The sequence below is a fragment of the Undibacterium sp. Ren11W genome (assembly GCF_049340485.1).
In the GTDB taxonomy this organism is placed as follows: Bacteria; Pseudomonadota; Gammaproteobacteria; order Burkholderiales; family Burkholderiaceae_D; genus Undibacterium.
The window spans coordinates 193,334-217,175 of the sequence record NZ_JBMPPB010000003.1 but is presented as its reverse complement, the minus strand read 5'-3'; the positions used below and the strand labels follow the sequence as shown (position 1 = coordinate 217,175).

At 49.2% G+C, this 23,842-nt stretch carries 23 protein-coding genes; 9 read left to right on the top strand and 14 right to left on the bottom strand.

Going from position 1 to position 23,842, the window contains the following annotated elements; genetic code table 11:
- Positions 1-17: 17 nt before the first annotated feature.
- On the bottom strand, positions 18-764 hold the full coding sequence (gpmA, locus tag ACO0K8_RS09755; RefSeq protein WP_422946452.1) for a 2,3-diphosphoglycerate-dependent phosphoglycerate mutase: 747 nt from the start codon (positions 762-764) through the stop codon (positions 18-20).
- A 139-nt stretch (positions 765-903) separates the two neighbouring features.
- On the opposite strand from gpmA, the gene ACO0K8_RS09750 reads away from it, so the two are divergent.
- The 5 genes from ACO0K8_RS09750 (at position 904) to ACO0K8_RS09730 (ending at position 4,120) form a co-directional block, all read left to right on the top strand.
- Entirely contained in the window at positions 904-1,305 is a 402-nt protein-coding gene (locus tag ACO0K8_RS09750; RefSeq protein ID WP_422946451.1) for a rhodanese-like domain-containing protein, read from the top strand.
- 13 nt (positions 1,306-1,318) lie between these two features.
- The gene (gene grxC, locus ACO0K8_RS09745; protein WP_126127065.1) at positions 1,319-1,582 is read left to right on the top strand and encodes a glutaredoxin 3; all 264 of its coding nucleotides are present in this window, start codon (positions 1,319-1,321) and stop codon (positions 1,580-1,582) included.
- Positions 1,583-1,801: 219 nt separating this feature from the next.
- Complete coding sequence (gene secB, locus ACO0K8_RS09740; protein ID WP_126127064.1) at positions 1,802-2,296, top strand: protein-export chaperone SecB; 495 nt, start codon at positions 1,802-1,804, stop codon at positions 2,294-2,296.
- A gap of 88 nt (positions 2,297-2,384) precedes the next feature.
- The gene (locus ACO0K8_RS09735) at positions 2,385-2,831 is read left to right on the top strand and encodes an SH3 domain-containing protein (RefSeq protein WP_422946450.1); all 447 of its coding nucleotides are present in this window, start codon (positions 2,385-2,387) and stop codon (positions 2,829-2,831) included.
- A 302-nt stretch (positions 2,832-3,133) separates the two neighbouring features.
- Entirely contained in the window at positions 3,134-4,120 is a 987-nt protein-coding gene (locus tag ACO0K8_RS09730; protein WP_422946449.1) for an NAD(P)H-dependent glycerol-3-phosphate dehydrogenase, read from the top strand.
- Between the two features lie 43 nt (positions 4,121-4,163).
- On the opposite strand, the gene ACO0K8_RS09725 is transcribed toward ACO0K8_RS09730, so the two are convergent.
- The 12 genes from ACO0K8_RS09725 to ACO0K8_RS09670 all read right to left on the bottom strand — a co-directional run bounded on the left by ACO0K8_RS09725 (position 4,164) and on the right by ACO0K8_RS09670 (position 16,032).
- The gene (locus tag ACO0K8_RS09725) at positions 4,164-4,394 is read right to left on the bottom strand and encodes a hypothetical protein (RefSeq protein WP_422946448.1); all 231 of its coding nucleotides are present in this window, start codon (positions 4,392-4,394) and stop codon (positions 4,164-4,166) included.
- Between the two features lie 38 nt (positions 4,395-4,432).
- Positions 4,433-4,627, bottom strand: a complete 195-nt coding sequence (locus tag ACO0K8_RS09720; RefSeq protein ID WP_126127060.1) for a hypothetical protein — start codon at positions 4,625-4,627, stop codon at positions 4,433-4,435.
- A gap of 27 nt (positions 4,628-4,654) precedes the next feature.
- Positions 4,655-6,013, bottom strand: a complete 1,359-nt coding sequence (gene hslU, locus ACO0K8_RS09715) for an ATP-dependent protease ATPase subunit HslU (protein WP_422946447.1) — start codon at positions 6,011-6,013, stop codon at positions 4,655-4,657.
- A gap of 120 nt (positions 6,014-6,133) precedes the next feature.
- On the bottom strand, positions 6,134-6,670 hold the full coding sequence (hslV, locus tag ACO0K8_RS09710) for an ATP-dependent protease subunit HslV (protein ID WP_126127058.1): 537 nt from the start codon (positions 6,668-6,670) through the stop codon (positions 6,134-6,136).
- A 139-nt stretch (positions 6,671-6,809) separates the two neighbouring features.
- Entirely contained in the window at positions 6,810-8,219 is a 1,410-nt protein-coding gene (locus ACO0K8_RS09705; RefSeq protein ID WP_422946446.1) for a hypothetical protein, read from the bottom strand.
- Positions 8,220-8,781: 562 nt separating this feature from the next.
- A complete protein-coding gene (gene dksA / locus ACO0K8_RS09700) occupies positions 8,782-9,237 on the bottom strand; it encodes an RNA polymerase-binding protein DksA (RefSeq protein WP_170174882.1) in 456 nt (151 codons plus the stop codon).
- Between the two features lie 177 nt (positions 9,238-9,414).
- A complete protein-coding gene (locus ACO0K8_RS09695) occupies positions 9,415-10,482 on the bottom strand; it encodes a CobW family GTP-binding protein (protein WP_422946445.1) in 1,068 nt (355 codons plus the stop codon).
- Between the two features lie 30 nt (positions 10,483-10,512).
- Positions 10,513-11,019, bottom strand: a complete 507-nt coding sequence (locus ACO0K8_RS09690; protein ID WP_422946444.1) for a Fur family transcriptional regulator — start codon at positions 11,017-11,019, stop codon at positions 10,513-10,515.
- 76 nt (positions 11,020-11,095) lie between these two features.
- A complete protein-coding gene (locus ACO0K8_RS09685) occupies positions 11,096-12,022 on the bottom strand; it encodes a tyrosine recombinase XerC (RefSeq protein ID WP_422946443.1) in 927 nt (308 codons plus the stop codon).
- A 1-nt stretch (position 12,023) separates the two neighbouring features.
- A complete protein-coding gene (locus ACO0K8_RS09680; RefSeq protein ID WP_422946634.1) occupies positions 12,024-12,692 on the bottom strand; it encodes a DUF484 family protein in 669 nt (222 codons plus the stop codon).
- 19 nt (positions 12,693-12,711) lie between these two features.
- Positions 12,712-13,563: a diaminopimelate epimerase gene (gene dapF / locus ACO0K8_RS09675; protein WP_422946442.1), complete on the bottom strand. Its 852-nt coding sequence runs from the start codon at positions 13,561-13,563 to the stop codon at positions 12,712-12,714.
- Between the two features lie 90 nt (positions 13,564-13,653).
- Positions 13,654-16,032 (bottom strand): methyl-accepting chemotaxis protein, encoded by a 2,379-nt coding sequence (locus tag ACO0K8_RS09670; RefSeq protein WP_422946441.1) that lies wholly within the window; start codon positions 16,030-16,032, stop codon positions 13,654-13,656.
- 309 nt (positions 16,033-16,341) lie between these two features.
- Here ACO0K8_RS09670 and ACO0K8_RS09665 point away from each other — a divergent pair, with 309 nt between their 5' ends.
- The 4 genes from ACO0K8_RS09665 (at position 16,342) to ACO0K8_RS09650 (ending at position 22,176) form a co-directional block, all read left to right on the top strand.
- Positions 16,342-19,923, top strand: a complete 3,582-nt coding sequence (locus ACO0K8_RS09665) for an indolepyruvate ferredoxin oxidoreductase family protein (RefSeq protein ID WP_422946440.1) — start codon at positions 16,342-16,344, stop codon at positions 19,921-19,923.
- A gap of 172 nt (positions 19,924-20,095) precedes the next feature.
- Positions 20,096-20,482 carry a DUF423 domain-containing protein gene (locus tag ACO0K8_RS09660; RefSeq protein ID WP_422946439.1) on the top strand — a complete coding sequence of 129 codons (387 nt, stop codon included), beginning with the start codon at positions 20,096-20,098 and terminating at the stop codon, positions 20,480-20,482.
- 246 nt (positions 20,483-20,728) lie between these two features.
- A complete protein-coding gene (locus tag ACO0K8_RS09655) occupies positions 20,729-21,316 on the top strand; it encodes a hypothetical protein (RefSeq protein WP_422946438.1) in 588 nt (195 codons plus the stop codon).
- Between the two features lie 221 nt (positions 21,317-21,537).
- Positions 21,538-22,176 carry an esterase/lipase family protein gene (locus ACO0K8_RS09650; RefSeq protein ID WP_422946437.1) on the top strand — a complete coding sequence of 213 codons (639 nt, stop codon included), beginning with the start codon at positions 21,538-21,540 and terminating at the stop codon, positions 22,174-22,176.
- A 426-nt stretch (positions 22,177-22,602) separates the two neighbouring features.
- Here ACO0K8_RS09650 and ACO0K8_RS09645 read toward each other — a convergent pair whose 3' ends face one another.
- Entirely contained in the window at positions 22,603-23,706 is a 1,104-nt protein-coding gene (locus tag ACO0K8_RS09645; protein WP_422946436.1) for a PepSY-associated TM helix domain-containing protein, read from the bottom strand.
- Between the last annotated feature and the right edge of the window lie 136 nt (positions 23,707-23,842).

Here is a 23,842-nt window from a genome sequence, read left to right as displayed (position 1 = left end):
GCTAAGCCTCAAGGTAATTATTTGGATTTTCCCTGGCTCGCTACCGCGTGCAAGGCCGCCGCGATCGCTGCCTGGTCGCCCAGGTAATAATGCTTGATTGGCTTTAAATCGGCGTCTAGTTCATACACCAGCGGTTGGCCATTCGGGATGTTCAGGTTGACGATATCGGCATCGCTAATGCCGTCCAGCATTTTAATCAGAGCACGCAGGCTGTTGCCGTGGGCTGAGATGATGATGCGTTTGCCAGCGCGGATGGCGGGCGCAATCGAGTCATTCCAGGCCGGGAGCACGCGTTCTACCGTATCTTTCAGGCATTCTGTCAGGGGAATTTGTTCGCGTTTCAAACCTGCATAGCGTGGGTCATTGTAGGAAGTACGGACGTCGTCTGCGGCCAGCGGATTCGGTGGGGTGTCGTAACTGCGGCGCCATACCAGTACTTGCTCGTCGCCATATTGGGCGGCGGTTTCGGCTTTATTCAGACCCTGCAAGGCGCCGTAATGACGTTCGTTCAGACGCCAGTCATTGATCACAGGCAGCCACATTAAATCCATTTCGTCTAAGGTGCCCCAGAGTGTGCGTATGGCACGCTTGAGTACCGAGGTGTAGGCCAGATCAAAGCTAAAACCGGCTTCTTTGAGTAGCTTGCCGGCTTGGGCTGCTTCGGCCACGCCTTTGGTAGTCAGATCGACGTCGGTCCATCCGGTGAAGCGATTATCGAGGTTCCAGGTGGATTCGCCGTGGCGCATTAATACGATTTTATACATGGTGGGGCAGCTATTCTAAAGAAAAATAAATGAGAAACAAATGAGACAATAAGCGAGAAAATAAGTGAGTCGAATGTAGTTGCGCCATCTATTTTATAATGACAGGCTTCTTTATAACCATACTAACTTCAGGAATACCGTGAAATTCATTATCGACAACATCTGGCTGATCGCCATTGCCTTGGTTTCTGGCGCTGCTTTACTGCTGCCTGGCTTGCAACGTCGCGGTGCAAAAGTGTCTCAATTGCAAGCTACTCAGATGATGAATCAAGGTAAAACCTTGGTTCTGGATGTGCGCGATGCAGCCGAATTTGCCACCGGGCACTTGCAAAATGCCAAACATATTCCTTTAAACGAATTAAGCACACGCCTGAAAGAACTGGAAAAATCCAAGGGCAACAACGTCATTACTGTTTGTGAACGTGGTGTGCGCTCGGCCAGTGCTGCTACTTTATTGAGCAAACAAGGCTTTACTCAAGTGTTTAGCCTTGAGGGTGGGGTTGCGGCTTGGAAGTCGCAAGGTTTGCCTACGGTTAAGTGAATAGGAGAAGATCATGAGTGTGCATGTTGTTATGTATAGCACTGCAGTTTGCCCCTATTGCACGATGGCGGAGCGGCTGTTGAAGTCTAAGGGCGTCAATGAGATAGAGAAAATACGCGTTGATCTCGATCCTCAGGTACGTGAAGCAATGATGCAAAAAACGGGACGCCGTACGGTACCGCAAATTTACATCGGTGACACCCACGTGGGCGGCTTTGATGATTTATCGGCTTTGGATAGAGCCGGTAAGTTGGATGCTTTGCTGGCGTCTGCGTAATTTAGCTTGAGTTGCCGAGCTTGAATTGCTGAGCTTGAATTGCTGAGCTTGAGTTGCATCAACTTGAGTTGTTAGATTGCTGTTAGTGTAAGCAACTTGTAAAATAGCGCGCTGTGATCTTGAAATGGCCGGAAGCGGCCATATCTTAACTATCTGCTGTGCTATCGCTGTTCTATCGTTGTCCACTATTAATCTCTTAGAATATTTAGAAAGTCTCACATGTCTGACGAAAATCTGCAGCCCGTATTTCAAATTCAACGCGTTTATCTGAAAGATTTGTCGCTTGAACAGCCGAACTCTCCAGCGATTTTCCTGGAGCAAGAAGCCCCAACCATCGAGGTTTCTCTTGATGTGGGCGCAGAACAGTTGGCCGAAGGCGTGGTTGAATCGACCGTCACCGTCACCGTCACTGCAAAGATCAAAGATAAAGTGGCTTTTCTGGTTGAAGGCAAGCAAGCTGGTATTTTCGAGGCGCGTAATATTCCTGCGGATCAATTGGATCCTTTGCTAGGTATTGGCTGCCCTAATATTTTGTATCCTTACCTGCGCTCGAATATTGCAGATGCAATTACACGTGCTGGTTTCCCACCGATACATTTGACAGAAATTAATTTCGAAGCCTTCTATCAGCAGCGTTTGCAAAATGTTGCTGAGCAACAGGCAAAATTGCAGGCAGAAGCAGGTGTTGAAGCCAGTTCTGCAACTACGCACTAAAAATCACCTGGCTAAAATTAGCTAGCAAATGATAAAGATCGCGCTATCCTTGAGGTAGTAGCGGTCTTTATTCACAATCGGATAGCTCATGATACGTGGTCTTTTATCTTTTTTGGCTCTGAGCACTAGCTTGCTGTGCGGCTTGGCGCAGGCACTGGAATTTAAATCTGTCGGTGCCAATCCTGTCATTTTGTACGACGCGCCTTCGCTTAAAGGAGGCAAAGTGTATGTTGCACCACGTGGTATGCCAGTTGAGTTAATACTCACTTATGGTGCCTGGAGTAAGGTGCGCGACATGGCGGGTGACTTGAGTTGGGTCGAGTCCAAGGATTTAGTGGCCAGACGCAATGTGATAGTGCGTGTCAGCAATGCCAAGGTGCGGGTTGCTGCCGATGAGAACGCGGCAATGGTGTTTAGTGCAGATAAAAATATCTTGCTGGAAATGGCAGAGCCGGTGGCCGGTGCCTGGATCAAGGTCAAGCATAAAGACGGACAGCTGGGCTATGTCAAGGCATCCGAAGTGTGGGGCATATAATCGGACTTAAGCAAAATCGCCCCATCGTTGTTGTATCCGCCTTGCTGTTCTAAAGCACTGTCTACGGCGGTACCCTTCGCGGGAGCAATTTTGCGCAATTCCTAATCATCATTAAGTGGCTGCTAGAAAAATATAAAAGGACAGTTTTCTGTCCTTTTTTTATATACTCCCCTAAAAATATGCGTGTATACGGGTGATTGCGCAAGACTGGTGCGCGATGCTTAAATATACTGGATGGAGTATGCTTTATTGCAATCTGCCCATGTGGGCTAAACCGGCTAAAGATCAACTCAGGCTTTGATATGAATATTACGATACTCGGCGCGGGGGCCTGGGGCACGGCTCTGGCACTCACTTTGGCAAGCAAAAATCAGGTGATTTTGTGGGGTCGTCATCCACAGATGATGCAAGAAATGCAGAGCTCGCGGAATAATCAAACCTATTTGCCAGGCTTTGAATTACCTCCGGCGATACAGGCGACTGCTGATTTTGATGCAGCGGTAAAGGCCGCAGATCTCGTGATTATTGCTTCCTCGGTTTCAGGTCTACGCCCTATTTTGCAACAGTGCCTAGCCTACCAGCTCAAACAGGTTGTGTGGTTGTGCAAAGGCTTTGAAGAAGGCAGTCAATTATTGCCGCATCAAGTGGTACGCCAGGTGCTGGGTGATCAGGTCATGGCGGGTGCACTGTCCGGGCCTTCATTCGCGCAGGAAGTGGCGCGCGGCTTACCCTGCGCCCTGACCATCGCATCGACCTCACCAGCCTTGTGTCAGCAAGTGGTGACGGCACTGCACGGTAATGCGATGCGCGTGTATTCGAGCAATGATGTGGTCGGTGTGGAAGTCGGTGGTGCGGTTAAAAATATCCTGGCCATCGCTACCGGGGTCGCCGATGGCTTGGGTCTGGGTTTGAATGCGCGTGCCGCGCTAATGACGCGCGGCCTGGCAGAAATTAGCCGGCTTAGTTCTGCCCTCGGCGGGCGCAATGAAACCTTAATGGGTTTAACCGGGGTCGGCGACTTGATACTGACCTGTACCGGTGATCTGTCGCGCAACCGAAAAGTAGGACTGGGTTTAGCGCAAGGCAAATCCCTGGCAACCATCGTGGAAGAACTCGGTCATGTGGCTGAAGGGGTGCGCTGTGCACAAGCGGTTAAAGCTCTGGCCTTGAAGTTGGGGGTGGAGATGCCGATTACAGATGCGGTGGCCGGGGTTTTATTTGATGGTGTAGCCGCGCCGCAAATGATAGAGCGCCTATTGGCACGCGATGCGCGGCAAGAAATTCATTAAGCTCTAGAGTTGCGTAACGACTCAAATTAGCAAGATGCCGCTATCAAGGTTTGCGGCGTTTTTGCGCTCTATGTAAGACGCGGGCGATTACGCTCTCAGAGACATTTTTTACGCGTAAAAACAAAGCTGCCTTACTGGCACCCAGAGTACTTGCATAGTGCACGCCTATATCCACCAGCATGCGGGTAATCTGATCGGCACGTCTGGATAGTTGCTGTGTCCTATGCTGATATTTCTCTAGATATTTGCGCTTGCGGCTTCTGTTACCAGGCACGGTAGCCCCTTTGAGTTAACCAGATGTATGACTAGAGTTTAATCTGGTTCGACCTCTATCGGGGTTTTTTTGAGCGCACGTTTGCCCGCTTGTCGTAGCGATGAAACGCTTTTCTGATGGCTACCGGCACCGCTCTTTTGCGCCGTGATTGCCACCAGATTCCTTGGCTTACTAAGAGACGGCGTTAGACGGAACACCAGTTTTTGCCGTGTGCTTAAAGTCTTTTTTGCCATACTGAGTTTCCGCCTTCACTCGTTTGATTACAGCACATAGCGCGATAAATCTTCGTCTACCGACAAAGCCTGTAATCGCTGATCGACGTAGCTAGCATCTATCACGATGGTTTTCCCGGTGTTTTGATGGGCGTCGAAAGAGATTTCTTCCAAGAGTTTTTCCATCACGGTGTACAGCCGACGCGCACCGATATTCTCTGTGGTTTCATTCACCGAGTAGGCGATCCCTGCCAGGCGCTGCACCCCTTCATCCGTAAAATCTATCGTCACGTCTTCGGTCGCTAACAGTGCTTGGTATTGCTTGGTTAAGCAAGCATCGGTGCCAGTCAATATGCGTTCAAAGTCAGCGATCGAGAGCGAATCTAGTTCTACCCGTATCGGGAAGCGCCCCTGTAGCTCAGGGATCAGATCAGACGGTTTTGCCAGGTGAAAGGCACCGGAGGCGATGAATAGTATGTGATCGGTCTTGATCATGCCGTATTTTGTGTTGACCGTGGTGCCTTCAACCAAAGGCAGTAAATCTCTTTGCACTCCGGCGCGCGACACTTCGGCACCGCCGCTGTCTGAGCGCGAGGCAATTTTGTCGATCTCATCTAAAAACACGATACCGTTTTGTTCAACGTTGTTGATCGCTTCTTGTTTAAGTTCGTCTTCATTCACTAGTTTGGCGGCTTCTTCTTCTATCAGTAGCTTGAGTGCCTCTTTGATTTTCAGCTTGCGCGCTTTTTTGCGACCATTTCCTATGCCGGAAAACATAGACTTAATTTGCTCAGTCATTTCTTCCATGCCGGGCGGTGCCATGATTTCCATCTGCGGACCAGCTTCAGCGACATCGATTTCAATTTCTTTATCATCAAGCAGACCTTCACGCAGACGTTTGCGGAAAGTCTGGCGCGTGGTATTGCCGGAAAGCTCGCTCTCGTTGGCCGTACCGCTAGTCGTGTCGGCCCTGGCGCTCAATGTAAGATCGCGTGCCACCGGCAGCAAGATATCTAGAATTCTATCTTCAGCGGCGTCTTCAGCACGGCTACGTACTTTGCGAGTAGCCGCCTCGCGCGTCTGTTTGATGCCGATATCGACCAGATCACGGATGATGGTGTCAACGTCGCGCCCTACATAGCCCACTTCTGTAAATTTGGTGGCTTCTATTTTGATAAAGGGCGCGCCGGCGAGTTTTGCCAGGCGACGTGCGATCTCGGTCTTGCCTACCCCGGTTGGTCCTATCATCAAGATGTTTTTTGGCGTAATTTCCTGGCGTAATGGCTCGGCCACCTGCTGACGACGCCAGCGGTTGCGTAAGGCAATAGCGACCGCGCGCTTGGCTCTATCTTGGCCGACTACATGTTTATCTAGTTCGGAAACGATTTCTTGGGGTGTCATATTCATCTTGTCGTATCTCTATGGGGTCGTTAGGCTTGCTGCAATCCTAATCGGACTTGCGCAAAACCGCTGCAGCGTCGTTGTACTAGCCTTGCTGGAACAATTTTGCGTAAGCTCTAACTAAGTTTATTCCAGCGTTTCTATGGTGTGCGATAAGTTAGTATAAATACACAGCTGTCCAGCAATGGTTAGCGATTTTTTGACGATATCGATGGCGGGTAAGTCGGTATTTTCATATAAGGCAATTGCGGCTGATTGCGCAAATGTACCGCCTGAACCTATCGCGCCTATGCCGTCGTTGGGCTCTAAGACGTCACCATTACCAGTAATAATGAGTGTGGTATCGCGGTCGGCCACCAGCAGCATGGCTTCTAACCTACGTAACATGCGATCTGTGCGCCAATCTTTAGCCAGCTCTACCGAGGCCCGCATCAGATTGCCTTGATGTTTCTCAAGTTTGGCTTCGAACCGCTCGATTAAGGTAAACGCATCAGCGGTACCGCCAGCGAAACCAGCCAACACCTTGTTGTGGTACAACTTGCGCACTTTACGCGCAGTGCCCTTCATGACGATGTTGCCCAAAGTAACTTGGCCATCGCCGCCTAGCGCCACAAGATTGCCACGTCTTACTGTCAGTATGGTAGTGCCATGAAATTGTTCCATGAATTCCTCAATATGAAAATCTCCTCAGTACTAGCGAAAGGAGGCGCGAAGAGGCGCACTCAGTCCGAGTAAGGAGTTGTTGCTGGTTTTAGAGGTGGGGATGTGAATCCCAAATTACAAGGCTTTAGATCGTAGAGATCTAGTGCTTGCGTGGGAAAATTGCAGCAACGTTTTTCAGGCCCATCGCATTAAATAGGCAGGTCACTAAGTAATTTACCTCGTGAAATTGTATGGTAATGCCTTTTTTTGCCGCTATTGGCACCAGACCGCTGAGTAGTTGCGCAGAGGCACCAAATTCAACACGCTCTAACAGAGAGCAATCAAGCAAAACAGCATTGTGTGTTTTTGCATGATCCGCGATTTGGTTGATTAAAGTATCGGTTCTGCCCTCGATGATGGCAGGCATCATGAAACGATTGCTAACTTCTTCTACCAATTGAATATCTGAAGTGGCTGTGATGACGCGGTTTTGAGGGGCCTCAAATGACGGTGGGGACACCTCAAATGTGATGCAATAGTCTATGCTGGCTTCTTCGAAAGCTTTTTCGAAATGCAGTAACTGTAAGATTTCTAGCAATAAGAGCCAGGGTGCTTCAGTCTCATCGCGTCTGCCGACTTCAAGAATGGCACGAATTTTCTCGGTAAGGTCTTGAGCCCCTACCAGTATCAATTCATGCTTAGTCTTTTTTAAATTTTTCAAGCTGCGCAGTAATAAACCGCAGCCTACGGGGTCGACTTGTTTAACTCGCATAAAGTCGAGTTTCAAGCTTTGGCTTTGCTTACTCAGACTTTGCAGTCTTTCGAGTAATTTGATGATCTCAGCATCAAGATTGGCCGGAAACGTTAAGTTTGGAGTAACTTCTACCGTTTGTGTATTGAGTAACTCACGCGCTTTTGAGGCTGCGCTATCCCAAATTGGTGGTGATGTTTCAAATTTGCTCGCGTAATCGAGCGACAGTTGTTCATAGGCGGCTTGATTATTACTAATTTGATATAAATCGAACAGCATATACCATGCCGTTTGTATGGCATTGCCTAAGTTGTCTTGCTCTATGGCCGATTGCAGCATCATCTCGGCCACTTCTTTTTGACCGCTAGCAAACAAAATAGCGGCTTCTTCAAGTACCGGTACTGATTCAGATTGCGTCAGTGTTGAGGCCGCTATATCTGGACTTTGCCCGAGTAGAAAATCAGTGGCTGGCAAAGTGCTTTCAAATTCTATTGTTGCTGGCTCTTCGTCTAACTGTAAGCTAATTGGTGACTTGACTGGACTGAGTGTTGGCGTATCGACAAAAGGCGTTTGATTTGGGATCGTTCTTTGCCTTCCCATATCCCGCGACATTTCAAATTCTATCGCGTCTATCTTGCGTTCAGTGGCTCGGGCGATGTGTCTTTGTGCCATCACAGATTGTGACAATGCCTCGTCATCCTGCGCATTAGGAGTGGCGTTATTGAGACTCTTGGATCTTGTTTTTTTGGAAGAAGTTTTATCCGGAGATTTTTTCTCCAGATCATTATTCTTCTTACCGAAAAGCGAAAAAATCCCCACGTTGACCTTGAATGTAGATGGAAAATACGGTTTGATTATTGTATAGCGTAGCGAGTCTTAAAAAGTAGATGAGCGCTAAATGTTTCTTTCGAAAGTATAGTCTGATTCAGGGTTTTTTTGTTAGTTTTGCTTGAGCGCCTTACTATTATTGCTTAGTTAAAACTATTCTTAAATTAGTGATAAGTGACGAATGCTGGAGCATCTTTAATGAGTATATCAGCGCTCTAATGCATCTTAATATCTGCTAATTTCGCGTATATTCTAAAAGTTCTATGTGTGAATTTTAGAATGTATTCTGCTTGGCAAGTGTTTCTAATTTTACACAAAATTACAATTCCATCCTAGCTTTTGCGTGGATGAGGCTTAGACACTCGGATATTCTGTGGCGTTAAGTTAAATTTTGCAATTGGTAGTCTTGAGATCTAGTCGAGATGCGTAAGTCTCACTGCTCAGTGGTTTGCATACTGAAAGGAAGCGGTTTCATTGCACCCAAAATAAAAAGCGCGCAGCTAAACACTGCGCGCTTTTTAGGAATAATCGCGTCCAGCCTACTGTAAACTACTCAGTCGCCATATAGCTTTTGCTTCATCTCACGTCTTTGCTGCGCTTCCAGCGATAAACTCGCCGTCGGACGCGCAACTAAGCGCGGGACGCCTATTGGTTCACCGGTTTCTTCGCACCAGCCATATTCACCGGCATCAATGCTGGCGATGGATTGCTGAACTTTTTTCAGCAATTTGCGTTCACGATCACGAGTGCGCAATTCGAGAGAATGCTCTTCTTCAATCGTGGCGCGATCAGCCGGATCGGGTACCAATACGGTTTCACGAAGATGTTCGGTTGTTTCGTCGGCGTTTTTAAGCAAATCTTTTTCAAGCTGTTGCAAACGGGCTTTGAAAAATGCCAGTTGGGCATCGTTCATATAGTCCTGCTCACCCATAGCAAGAATTTCTGCTTCGGTGAGTAGGGCTGCGGGTGCACTGACTGTAGCAGTCGATTTAGGTGATTTAGTTGCCACTTCGCTTACTTTCGATACAACGGGTTAATACACACAAATAATGGACAAATAAGATCAAAACTTAATTGAAGCACCATTATCCTCCCCTTGCCAATAAAGTAAATGGCAGATTTCGCCATCTCTTTCTTAGCTGGAACTGCGGAATTAAACTCCGCCAGTATCCATTAGGGCGCTAGTTTATACCAAACAAAGGCTTAATCCTTGAATAAAAATATCTTTTGGTAGATTTTTGCCAATAAATACCATTTTACTCTCACGCAATTCGTCATCTGCCCATTTTCCTGCGATGTCGGTACCCATAATCTGGTGCACACCTTGGAATATGACTTTGCGATCAGCTCCCTCCATGAATAGCACGCCTTTATAGCGCAACATGCGCGGGCCGAACACTTGCACCAGCCCACCTAAAAATTCATCAAGCTTGCCGGTGTTGAATGCCTGTGTACTTTTAAACACAAATGCGCAGATATCGTCGGAATGATGGGCATGATGATGGTTGTGCTCGGCCTCGTGCGTATGAGTGTCGTGACTGCAGTCTGCATCACACGCTTCGTGCTCGTGCACATGCTCATGTTCGTTAGACTCCTCCGCAAGTAAAAAATCGGGATCCAGTTCGAGTTTTGCGTTGAGATTGAAACCTTTTAAGTCTAGCACTTCGGCGATCGCGATTTTGCCGAAATCAAGCGACATAATGCTGGCACGGGGATTCATGCGCGTTAAGCGTTGTCGCAATACTGACACCTGCGCAGCATCCACCAAATCGGTTTTAGAGAGCAATATTTTGTCGGCGAATCCAACTTGCCTTTGCGCTTCTTCGTGCTCGTCGAGCGTCTGCATTGCGTGGCGCGCATCGACCACTGTCACTACTGCATCAAGCATGTAGTACATGCCGACTTCTTCATCCACAAAAAAAGTTTGCGCCACAGGTCCAGGATTGGCAAGTCCCGTGGTTTCTATAATAACCCGGTCAAATTCGATTTTTCCTTGGTTTTTTTGTTGTATCAATTTACTCAAGGCAACGATTAGGTCGCCGCGTACCGTGCAGCAAATACAACCATTATTCATTTCTATGATTTGCTCGTTACTATCTTGCAGCAAAATTTCGTTATCGATGTTTTCCTGGCCAAATTCATTTTCGATCACGGCAATTTTGTAACCGTGATTTTCTTGCAGTATGCGATTGAGTAGAGTGGTTTTGCCCGAGCCTAAAAAGCCGGTCAGTATGGTTGTTGGTATCAGTGCCATAGCAGAATGTGTATATTTCTAATTGAAAAGTTATTTGGAGCAATCCGCACACCAGCCTTTAATGGTTAGTTCTATGTCGTGATTTTTAAAACCCTTGGCTTGGGTGGTTTGCAAGGTGTCAAGTAATTGCTCTTTGAGGGAACTAGCACTTTGTTCTTCATCGAGGCAAAATATCTTTGCGCAAAGGCTGCATTTGAAATGTGCATGTTGATGTTGCACGCCGCGTACCGCATTATTGGTCTGCGGCTCATTGCCGGTACTGTAACGAAATACCCGATCGTCCCCTGTAATTTTATGTACAAGTCCGGCATCGGTGAGACAATCGAGGGCGCGATACAAGGTCACACGATCTAACTCAGGTAGCGCATCCTGTATCTCCAGATGCGACAGCGCGCTGGGCGTTTCCAGTAACATATCCAGAACCTTTAATCGGACATCGGTTACCCGTACTTGCGCCTGTCGGAGCAGATTCCCTGCGCGCTGGTGGCTTAGCTCAGGTGTCTCGGTTGATATAAGACTGATGCTACTGGTTTTCATGGTTCTAACAGCTTACGAACAAAATCGTATTATGCATCAAAATGCAATTGAGTTGCAAAAAGCGATAAGTCTAGGTTTATTTTTTTGCGCGTGGATGGGTGGCGTCGTAAACCTTCGCTAAGTGTTGGAAATCCAGCGAGGTGTATACCTGGGTGGCAGCGATAGAACTGTGTCCCAGCATTTCTTGTACTGCCCTTAAATCGCCCGATGACTGCAGCACATGTGAGGCAAATGAATGGCGCAGCATATGCGGATGAACATCCGCCGCAATGCCTATGCTTTGGGCGTACGCTTTCAGTCGCAACTGTACTAGTCGCACTGAAATGCGCGTGCCGCGTTCGCTCAAAAACAGAGGGTAGGAATCCGCCTTTATCAGGGGGGGGCGTAGCAGTAACCAATCGTGTACGGCTGCTAAGGCAGGTTTGCCTACCGGAACAATACGCTGTTTATTGCCCTTGCCAGTGACATGCACCTCCGCCTGTTCCAGATCTATCCAGCCCAGACTGTTATGATCTTTTTGCGCGATATGCCTGACATCTAAGCTCACCAGTTCGGATACCCGCAAGCCGCTGGAATACAATAATTCGTACATGGCGCGATTGGCACTAGGTGTGGCGTCATTACTGCCGGTTTGTGAAACCAGGCGCACCGCGTCATCCACCCCTAAGGCCTTAGGCAGAGATTTATTTTTTTTGGGCGCTTTGATGCCATCGACAGGATTCGCGGCAAGCGTGACTTGCTCGGCCAGCCAACGATAAAACCCGCGCCAGCAGGACAGTCTGCGTGCAATACTGCGCGCGTTCAGTCCCTCTGCATGACGCAACGAAGTCAGGCGGCGGATGTCGACATAACTAAGGGTAGCCAAATCGCGGCCATTGGCGAAATCCGCCAGATCGCTTAAATCGAGTTGATAACTGCTGATGGTGTGCGGAGATAAGCTGCGTTGGGTGCGCAAGACCTGTAGATAGGCATCCAAATAGCTCTCTTGCGCAACCTGGCTCATCTTAATCTATCATGCAGCTCAAAGCTGCACTACTGGTGTCCGCGATCTTGGCGAGGAAATCAGTGGCCATTTCTTTAGTAAAGCGCGATTCATCCGGTGAACCTAACACTAACAAACCGAAGGTCGGCGCATGCTCCGATAAACGCAAAGGCAGCATTGCTACCGACAGAATTTTTTGCTCGGATTCTATCCACGTGGCGGCTTCAAAATCCTGATTTTTTCCGCAAAATGGTGTGCTCAAACCCTTAGCAAGCAGTTGTACGTCCTCAGAGCTAGCTTGCGCGAACCAAGTGTGGGCGACATCCTTCGATACTTGCCATAAGCGCAGTGTGGCATAGGGTAAAGAAAAAATATCTTGTAAACCCTGGGTTAATACATGGGGTAAGTCGATGTCATTGCGAGCCAAGAGCAACGAGCGGGTCCAGATTTGAAATTTGGACGTGATGGCGTCGTTCTGTTGCGCCAGTCGCATTAATTCTGACAGTCTCAATTCGAGTAATTTATGTTTTTCACGGACCACTTCCATTTGCCGCTCTTGCAAGGAAATGGCGCGACCAAGTAGTGGACTACTGAGTTTAACTTTAGAAAGCAGTTCAGCGTGTTCTTCGAAAAAATGTGGGTTATTGCTTAGATACTCAGCGATGTCATTGGAATTCATTGGGGCTTCTATGGTTTTACTTTAATGTTGATTAAATGTCGATTTCACCGTCAAAGACAGATACAGCAGGCCCGCTCAAAAATACAGGAAGATCAGGACCTTGCCACGCGATAGACAATTCACCGCCATGCATGCTGACACGTACGGGCGATGTCAGCAGACCGCGCAGTATCCCGGTAACAACTGCGGCGCAAGCACCGGTGCCACAGGCCAGAGTTTCGCCCGCACCACGTTCAAAAACGCGCAGACGGATATGCTGGGTATCGAGTATTTGCATGAAACCGGCATTGACGCGTTTTGGAAATCGCGGATGATGCTCTATCTGTGCACCATCTAGCAATACCGAAAACGTTTCAGTATCGTCCACCACTTGTACTGCGTGCGGATTGCCCATAGAGACCGCTGAGACATACACCGTTTTACCGTTGATGGTGAGCGGCCAGGACAAATCATCCGCCTGTACTTTAGCTTCGAGACCAACGGCATCAAATGGTACTTTGGCCGTATCGAGAACAGGTGCGCCCATATTCACAGTAATGCTGCCATCTGCCTGTAGCAGCGGCTCAATGATGCCTGACATGGTTTCTACGCGTATTGCGGTTTTATCGGTGAGCTTTTTATCGATCACAAAGCGCACGAACGCACGCGAGCCATTGCCGCATTGCTCAACTTCGCCACCATCGGCATTGTAGATGCGATAGCGAAAATCTACACCGGCACTGATAGGCCGTTCTACCACTAAGATTTGGTCTGCACCTATGCCAAAGCGGCGGTCGGCCAGATGTTTCCATTGCTCAGAGCTGAAAGTAATATCTTGATTGATCGCGTCGATGACGATGAAGTCATTGCCGGCACCATGCATTTTCGTGAATTTAAGTTTCATCTTGCCATTATATCCGCTACTTGGTAATTTCCTTGTGCGTATGCCACTTATCACGTTTCTTTATAGAGTCTAATTGTGCTCTATGGTGTTCTATACTGACTTATACACGCCACATCCAATAACAATATCTTCGGTGATTGGTTCCAAATATGACGTCTTGGTCTCGATTTTTTTTGTCAATGGATTTACGATCGTGTAATCCACCCAGCCACCAATTGCTCCGAGAGCAAACGCGTCCTCCACCAATTTACGACCATCAAGCCCGCTGACGTTCATTAAGTTCACTTCCAGTTTGGCGGCGTTACCGGCAAACGCCAGGTATTGGCCAGCACGATTAAACGCAAACACATACATATCGCGGTCGGCAAAAACTTTGTCATGATCATCGGTAATTCTTTGTAAAATAGACATGCCATTTACGCGAAACAGGGCCATGGCTTTTTTGACTAATGCGTGGGCTTCGTCGGCGGTTCCCTGGCGCAACTTGAACATGGATACTGCTTCGGTAAGTGCCTGTGCACGCGTTCCCAGTTCGATCGAGGCATCCTTGGCTTCTTCTGCCATTTTGCCATTACTTTGCGTGATTTCATCCAAGTGACGAATAGCTTCAGAAATCTGCGCCAAGCCATTGCTTTGATCCGCCGAGTCAGTAGAAATCGAATTGGTGTTGCGAGCCAGATTTCGGATGCCGCCAACGATGTCGGTTAAAGTGAGATTAACTTCGTTAATTTGTTCGACGCCAGTTTCTACTTTAGAAACCGCATCATCAATCAGGCGACGGATTTGGCGTGCAGCATCGGCAGTGCGTTGCGCCAGTGCTCGTACCTCATTTGCCACCACAGCAAAACCCAGCCCATGGGTGCCAGCATGTGAGGCTTCAACGGCCGCATTGAGCGCCAAAATATCGGTCTGAAATGCGATTCTATCGATCATACTGACTATCTCTTGCATCTTAATGGCGCTCGTATGTATTCCTTGCATACTTTCAACTGCCGAATGCATGATCTCGCCACTAGATTCGGCAATTAAGCGCACATTCGAGGCCAGATTGTCGGCTGACTTTGCATTGTCCGCATTCTTTTTGACTGTCGCTGCGAGATCTTCGACGCTGGCAGATGTCTGTTCCAGACTCGATGCTTGCTGTTCGGTACGTACCGACATATCGCTGATGCCAACTGCTAAAATCTGTCCAAGTTGCGAAACCATGCTGGCATTAGTTCGGACATTCGCCACTAGTGCCGATAAATTCAGATTCATCTTTTCTAGGGTATTCCCAGTATTTGCTAATTCATCTTTGCCATCGATGTGAATTTGTTTGGTTAGATCGCCTTTCGCTACCGATAGTGCGGAGGTGCCAACATCGGCCATTGCCGACATAAAACTCCGATAGAAGCCGAATACCAGATAGCTGGTGGCTAACAGCGTCGCGAGCATGGTGAAAATGATTAGATTGCGTTGCAACTTGAGCGCGCTGATGCGATCGGTGAGTATGCTGCTCAATCGGTTCTGCAAATGCGTCTGTAAAAGTACGGTTTTTTCTATGGCAATTGTACCTTGCGCGAAGTAGGCGCTAGCTTCGCCGACTATGCTCTCGGCTAGCAAATTTTTTCGTACCACTGCGGCGAAATCTATACTGGTTTTGACTGCAAGTTGCTGCTCCGAGCTAAGTGTCTCTCCAGCTCGCTTCAAGGCCTCGTCCATTTCTGTCACGGCGGCAATGGCTGACAGCATGCCATCCAGGCGCGAGATCAATGCCACTTTCCCGGAAAAGTCTATGTTGCCTGATTTTATAAAACCTGCGCCAACGCCACGCAAAATAGCCAGGTGCTCTATCCATACCGGTATCTTTTGTATCGCAACATCCATTAACAAATAGCTGGCTGCTTCAGGATCAAATAACAAGCCACTTTTTTCATTATTTAAATTCGAAAAACTTAGTATTTGAGCGATCAAGCGGCTATGTTGCGCCAAATTGTCAGCACTGTTGATGGCGATCTTCCCGGCGCTCAATTGCCGTAATTCATCCGCAGTCACTTTCCATGGGCTGGATAGTTCGAATTCTGAGTAGAGCTCTAGGGATGCATCAAGTTTAACCAAACTTTGGTTGAGCGCAGTTCTGACCGTCTTTAAGCTCGCTTCGGTATCCTGACCTGAAAGTTTAAGATTGACCAGCCCACGATGTTTTTGTGTCTGGATCAAAATATCCATGATTTGTCGTGATACCAGTACCCCCTGTAATTCTGCCTTTGCAGTGTTCAAGTCTGTACTTTGCTTGAGCACTGTATACGTGCCTAGTACGATGATGGCAGCGATGAAGGTGCCAAACATACATAAGAGCTTGGTGCGTAGAGATAATTTGCTCATTAGAATGGAGCAGGGACGCATCACGCGGTTAATCAGTTCATCCAGGGATTTTGGTAAGGATGAGGCGCAAATGCTGGCAATCAGATCTTTGATATTTTGTTGCATATTGCGTTCTTCCTTTGGGTCTACCTGCGGGAATGCTGGATTCTATTTTCTCAGATTTTTATGGACTTGAAATAACTAAATACGAAAAGTGATGTATTTATCTTTAATAAACATTTTCCGTGTCGCAACCAGTACACTTTGTGTAATTGTCAGTCATACTGTACTGGTCTTTTTGTTGCTTACTGTCCCTAGCGTTCGGCAATACACAATGTTAATGTGCCAGCCATCCTAAAAGGATATGATTCATTTACAAAGTGATTCAGATCTGTAGCGTACATCCTCGCCACACAATAAAAGCACGGAGACACCATGAATGCACCGAATAAAGCCGAACAGCAGGCGCTGGTCGACAATACTATTTCACTAGACGACAAATTCAGCTTAGAGCGCGGCCGCGCTTTTATGACTGGTACTCAGGCGCTGATACGCCTGACCATGCTGCAACGTCAGGCCGATGAAAAAGCAGGCTTGAACACCGCTGGCTATATCAGCGGTTATCGCGGCTCCCCATTAGGTAACGTCGATCTGACCGCCGCCAAAGCCAAAAAATATCTGACCAAACATCATGTGAAATTTCACCCCGGTGTAAATGAAGACTTAGCTGCGACCTCGGTCTGGGGCACACAGCAAGTGAATATGTTCCCTGGCGCCAAATACGACGGCGTGTTTGCTATGTGGTACGGCAAAGGCCCTGGCGTGGATAGATGCGGCGACGTGTTTAAGCACGCCAATCTGGCCGGCACCTCCAAATTTGGCGGTGTTTTAGTGGTGGCGGGTGATGACCATGCCGCTAAATCGTCTACTGCGGCGCATCAGAGCGAACATATTCTCAAGGCTTGCGGTATTCCGGTACTGTACCCGTCTTCAGTACAAGAGTATCTCGATTACGGTCTGCATGGGATTGCGATCTCGCGCTACACGGGTCTCTGGGTGGCGATGAAATGCGTGACTGATATTGTTGAATCCGGTGCCGTGGTCGAGATCGATCCGGATCGCGTCCAACCTATCATTCCGACCGATTTCGTGTTGCCTGCCGACGGTGTAAATATCCGCACCCCCGATCCGGTGCTGGCGCAAGAAACCCGCATGAACAATTACAAATGGTATGCAGCGTTGGCCTATGTACGTGCGAATAAACTCAATAAAATTATCTGGGATAGCCCGGTTGCCAAGATCGGTATTATCACCGCCGGCAAATCTTACCTCGACACGCGTCAGGCGTTGGCGGATCTGGGCATCGATGAACAGGTCGCCAAAGATATCGGCATCCGTCTGTACAAGATAGGCATGACCTGGCCATTAGAATCGGAAGGTGTGCGTGAATTTGCCACTGGCCTGGAAGAGATTTTAGTGGTCGAAGAAAAACGCCAGATCCTCGAATACGCTTTAAAAGAAGAGCTGTATAACTGGGAAGATAAAGTGCGTCCGCGCGTGGTTGGCAAGTTTGACGATAGCGGCGAGTGGAGCAATCTGCAAGGTTCCGGCCACGGCGAATGGCTGCTGCCGGCCACCTATGAACTGAGTCCGGCACAAATCGCACGCGCCATCGCCTCACGCATCAGCCGCTATTTCGCCGGTCATCCGGTCGAGCAGCGCGTCAAAGAGCGGGTCGCTTATCTGGAAGCCAAAGAGGCCATGCTTAATGTGGTGAGTAAACCGGATCCGAATAAAGACCGGATTCCGCATTTCTGCTCAGGCTGTCCGCACAATACCTCCACCAAAGTACCGCAAGGAAGTCGTGCGCTGGCCGGTATTGGTTGCCATTACATGGTGACCTGGATGGACCGCGAAACCTCGACCTTCACCCACATGGGTGCAGAAGGCGTGACCTGGGTCGGCCAGGCACCGTTCACCACCGAGAACCACGTGTTTTGTAATCTGGGCGATGGTACTTATTACCACTCCGGCTTGCTGGCGATCCGTGCTGCAGTCTCTGGTGAAGTGAATATCACATACAAAATCCTGTTTAATGATGCGGTAGCCATGACCGGCGGTCAGCCTTTCGATGGTCCGCTCGATCCTGGCATGATCTCGCGCCAGATCGCCGCCGAAGGCGTGGGCCCTATCATTGTCGTCACTGATGAGCCAGAAAAGTATCCTGCCGATTATCCTTGGGCCGCCGGCGTCACGGTGCGTCATCGTAGCGAACTCGATGCGGTACAACGTGAATTGCGCGTCGCTAAAGGCGTCTCCGCGATGATTTATGATCAAACTTGCGCCTCGGAAAAACGTCGCCGCAGGAAGCAAATCGACAAGAATGGCAAGCCAGGTTTCCCTGACCCAGCCAAACGTGCGGTCATCAATGAAGCCGTCTGCGAAGGCTGCGGCGATTGCAGCGTGCAGTCGAATTGCCTGTCGGTAGAACCGCTGGAAACCGAATTCGGTCGCAAGCGCCAGATCAACCAATCGTCGTGCAACAAGGATTTTTCTTGCGTTACCGGCTTCTGCCCGAGCTTCGTCACGGTAGAAGGTGGCAAATTGAAGAAGCCCGCCAAGGCCAAGATAGAGCCGGGTAAGGCCCTTGATGTCGCTAGTTTGCCGCAACCGGTATTGCCGAGTACGGCACAACCCTTTGGCGTGCTGGTCACTGGCGTCGGTGGTACCGGTGTGGTGACTATCGGCCAGATCATGGCGATGGCTGCGCATCTGCAAGGCAAGGCTTGTTCGGTATTGGATATGACAGGCTTGGCGCAAAAAGGTGGTGCCGTGATGTCGCATGTGCGCCTGGCAGACAAGGCCGAAGACATACAATCGACCCGCGTCGGCACCGGCATGGCCGATCTGGTGATAGGCTGCGATCTGATCGTTACCGCCAGCAAGGATGCCTTGTCACGCATGGGAGAAGGACGCACCTTTGCTGCCATTAATACCAATGGCACGCCGACTTCCACCTTTATCAAAAACCCTAATTGGCAATTCCCTACCGAATCGGCCGAAGACGAGATTCGTAAAGCGTGCGGTGAAGACCGGGTAGATCTGGTTGATGCCGGTGCAATTGCTACCGCCTTGATGGGCGACACCATCGCCACCAATATGTTCATCCTTGGTTACTCGTGGCAAAAAGCTTGGGTACCCTTGACCGAGGCGGCGCTGATGCGCGCGATAGAACTCAATGGCGTGGCAATCGCATTCAATAAAGAAGCCTTCAACTGGGGTCGTATCGCCGCCAATGACATGGCAGCGGTTAAACGCCTGATCACGCCATCGCAAGTGATAGAGCTCAAGCGTGCTCCTACCTTGGACGACACCATCAGCAAGCGTATCGCCTTCCTGACTGAATACCAGGATGCGGCTTATGCGCAAGCTTACAGCGACTTTATCAACCAGGTAAAAGCGGCGGAAAACAAGATCGCTGACGGTAAACCTTTGCGTCTGACCGAAGCTGCCGCCAAATATCTGTTCAAGCTGATGGCTTACAAGGATGAATATGAAGTGGCGCGGCTGTATACCGATGGCAAGTTCGAGAAAAAAATTGCCGACATGTTTGAAGGAGACTATGCGATCAACTTCCATCTGGCACCGCCGCTGTTCGCCAAGCGCGATACCCAAGGTCATCTGATCAAGCAGCAGTTTGGCCCGTGGATGATGAAGGCCTTCGGCCTGCTGGCGAAGATGAAGTCCCTGCGTGGCGGTAGCTTTGATATTTTTGGCTATACCGCAGAGCGTAAGATGGAGCGTGCACTGATCGGTGAATATCGCCATACTTTGAATCAGTTGCTGCCGCAACTAAACGCAGACAACTTGTCCAAGGCGGTGGCGATCGCCAGCATTCCTGAAGATATCCGCGGTTATGGTCACGTTAAAGAAAGACATTTGAGCGCGGCCAAGACCAAAGAAGCGAGCTTGTTGGCTGAGTTTAAAGCACCGCAGTCGGCCCAACAGGCAGCTTGATGGACGCAATGATGGACGAAAGTGAGACTGTTTTTTGAATAAAAAAATCTGCAAAAAAGCTTGATAAAAAATGGCCGGAATTGTTCCGGCCATTTTTTTCGTCCTGTTTTACAATGGCGGCATTCACAGGACGCTTTGTCCAACAATAGACACATTTCACCGAAAGCACCCCATGCCAGAACGCCGTTTTATCTTCGCCGCCGCCAGCAATATGCTGATCGCGGTCGCCTGCGGTGCCTTTGGTGCGCATGCGCTGAAGCAAATTCTGAGTAGCGAGATGCTGGCCGTCTGGCAAACCGCGGTGCATTATCAGATGGTGCATGCGCTGGGTTTGCTGGCGGTTGCGCTGTTGATGCCTAGATTAGATTCACACTGGTTGCCGCGTGCTGGCTATTGCATGTTGGCAGGGATTGTTATTTTTAGCGGCAGCCTGTACGCGCTGGCGCTGAGTGGCAACCGTCTGTTGGGTGCGATCACGCCTATCGGCGGTCTGGCGTTTCTGGTCGGATGGGCGATGCTGGCATGCGCAGCCTGCCGCCCATCTGAAAATTTAGAATAGGCATAGGCCCAGCGCCATATTCCATGCGGGCTGCAGGCCAGATAGGCTGTAGACGCGCATGAAATATGCGCTTTGAGGCAGGGCGCATAAAATAGTAGGTAAGTTTGCTGTCTTGGCGATTGCATTGAAATACTAAGTTACAAATCAATTTTTAACTGCTGTCAGCGCAAGCGCCAGTGCTTCGTTATAGCTAGCAAGGCGCAACACTGTCGTTACGCTGCTAACTCAAAATACTCAGGAGTCGCTATGAAATTACCCCAGTTATTAATGGTATTAGTTGCTAGTTTGTTCGCCAGTGCGAGTTTTGCGCAGACCGCTGCCAGTGAAGTGCAGCGCGATGTGAATCAGCAACAGCGTATAGAAAATGGTCTGAAATCAGGCCAGCTTAATACCAAAGAAGCCGCACGGTTAGAAAAACAAGAAAAAAATATCAGCAACGCTGAAGCAAAAGCCTTAAAAGACGGCAAGCTCAGTCAGGCCGAAAAACAGCATATCGATCAGATGCAAAATAAGGTCAGTAAAGACATACAAGCAGAAAAACACGATGGCCAAGTGGGTAATCCAAATTCGCCAACTAGCCAACGTATGCAAGCCGATGTGCAGCGTAATGTCAATCAACAGCAACGAATAGAAAATGGCGTGAAAGACGGCAGCCTGAGCAATCATGAAGTGGCCAAACTTGAAAAAGGTCAGGCTAAGGTCGATGGCAAAGAATATAAAGCAGGTAAAGACGGTCACGTAGGCCAGCACGAGCAGCAGAATATTCAGCACGCAGAAAACAAACAGTCACACAAAATCCACAAGAATAAAACAGATGCCCAGAATCGTAGCTAATTGAGATTTTGGTATCGTAAAACGGCGCAATTTGATTGCGCCGTTTTACATTGGACATTTGGATAAGAGGCAAGCCCGGCGCGCATGTCCGACGCGGTCTGCAGGGCAGACCGGTCGCAAAGCCACAGCACTATTGCGTGCTGGTTGGCGCCACTCGTTGGTCTGGACAGTGCCTGGTGGGCTAAGTACACTGTGCATCGTCAGTCTTTTGAGAGAACGATGTGGAATGTGTGTTGATACACGGTATGGGGCGTACCCCGGTTTCTATGCTGGTTTTGCAGCATAGATTGCGGCGCGCTGGTCACCGCGTGCATTTGTTGGGCTATCTACCTACGCTGGATACTTTAGATGCTGTCAGCATGCGCCTGCAACGGCTGTTGGCAACCCGGGTCCAGGCGAAACCGTATGTGTTGGTTGGCCATTCGCTAGGTAGCGTGATCATCCGTTATACCGTCGCTCAGCTTAGTTCGCAGCGGCCTGCGGCCTGTTTTTTGTTGGCGCCACCGATGATCGCTTGTCGTGCTGCGAAATATTTTTCGCAGTTTTTTTTGTTCCGCTGGCTTACCGGTGAAATGGGGAAGTTGCTGGCGCAAGAGGCGTTTATGCAGCAATTACCCGTGCCGGAAAACACCACGATTTACGCCGGTATCGGTGGCCCCAGAGTCGCCTGGCTACCGTTTGGCAAGTCGCTTAATGATGGCATACTCTCGCTGGAAGAAGCCTGCGGCGATGGCCGTAGCAGCGTGCTTGAGTTCAGCTGCGGCCATACCTTTATCATGAATTCTCGTGCAGTTTGTGAGAATATGCTGACTGCTTTAAACAAATTAGAAGAGCAGAAAATAAAAAGCAGCTCAGTGTGACTGTCCTGCCAGACTCATCTTTACCGAGTAAAAAAAGAAGACTATGCGCCCAACTGTAACGAATCCAAACTGTCCTGCTTGCCTGCGTCCACTGCAATTTCGGACGTTTCAATCTTGCGCCTGGTGCGGACATGCTATCCCCGCCGCATTGTGGTTCCCTGTAGAACAAATAGCTGAGACCGATGCGCGCGCGTCGATTGTGAAAAAGGCGCCTGCCGCTATGTCAGCTCAATCAAAGGGCGGCTTAGCCTCGGGATCCGCAGACGTGGGCGATGTCATCGATGCCATTGGTGTGGCAATAGATCTGAGCGATCTGTTTTAACCTTAGGACTTACGCAAAACCGCCCCAGCGTCGTTGTATCCGCCTTGCCGTACTGAAGTACTGTGTTCGGCGGCACGCCTAACTGGGACACTTTTGCGTAAGTCTTATCTACGCCTGCTCAGATACATCGTCCAGCCAGTGACGGCAAGAACCGGCATCAGCAATGCTACCAGCATCATGATCAGCATACCGGCGCTACCAAAAAAACTTCCTGAATGCAGGGCATACAAACTGGCCATTAATTTTGCACTTGGACTCTTATCGGCATAGCGTTCATGTGTTTGCAGTACTCCACTGGCGGCATCGAAGACCATGCGATTATTCGCATACGGGTGCGCTGCTTGTTTGTCCAGATACAGGATTTGCACCGTGCTAGCTGAGCCGGAAGGCAGTAGCAAAATCAGCTTCTGATAGTGCGGCACCTCGGTTCGAAAACTAGTCCAAACCGCTGCCAGGTCTAATGCCTTTGAGGGCGACTGGTTAGACGCAGCGCGCGATGCATTGGCTGTTTTGCTGATCGTTGCGCTGTCGTTGCCTAGTAAGGCATTTAGCCCCTTGCGATACCACTCGTAAGACCAGCTCAGGCTAGTCAGTGCAAAAACTAAATACGCCAGCATCGCGATTGTGGCTAGCACCACGTGCAATCTACTTAGAAAATCCCTGCCACTTAAACGCCAGTCCAGATATAACCAGGAACGCCAATTCAGAGATTTTGTAGTCGGCCAGCGCAGATACATGCCTGAGATTATCAGCAGCAATAAAGCCAGGGTGGCCGCACCGGTGAGCGCTTTTCCACCTTGATCCAGAGCCAGTTTTCTATGCAGATTGAGTACCACGCGGAAAAAATCTTCGGAGGCCGGCTTACCTAATAATTCTGCTGTATAGGGATTGAGATATTGCTGTTCAAATTTTTTGGCGCCGCTGTCGGCTTGCGGCGTCATGAAGCCGACGCGGGCGGCTTGCTCCGGGTCATCGCTGAGGCTCAGCGACGACACGTAAGGGCTGTGTTGGCTGATTTTTTCCAGCAAGATCGCGGGGCTTAAAGCGGCTGCGTTGCTGGGACTGACGCGGGTTATTTGCGGATCAATCAGCTGTATCAATTCACTGGAAAAGCTATACATGCCGCCGCTTAAGCCCATGATTGCTAGGACCAGTCCGGCGCTGATCCCAATCAGCCAGTGCAGTTGCAAACAGATGCGTCTAAACATGAAATTCCCATAATAATTACCAGCGCGCACTATAGCCCAGCTCGGGCTGCTATGGTTGCTTTGGCATGTACAGAGTTGCATTTAAAACCTGCGCCTGCGTGCGCTATTGTGCGCAAAAATAAGTTCAATTTGGTGC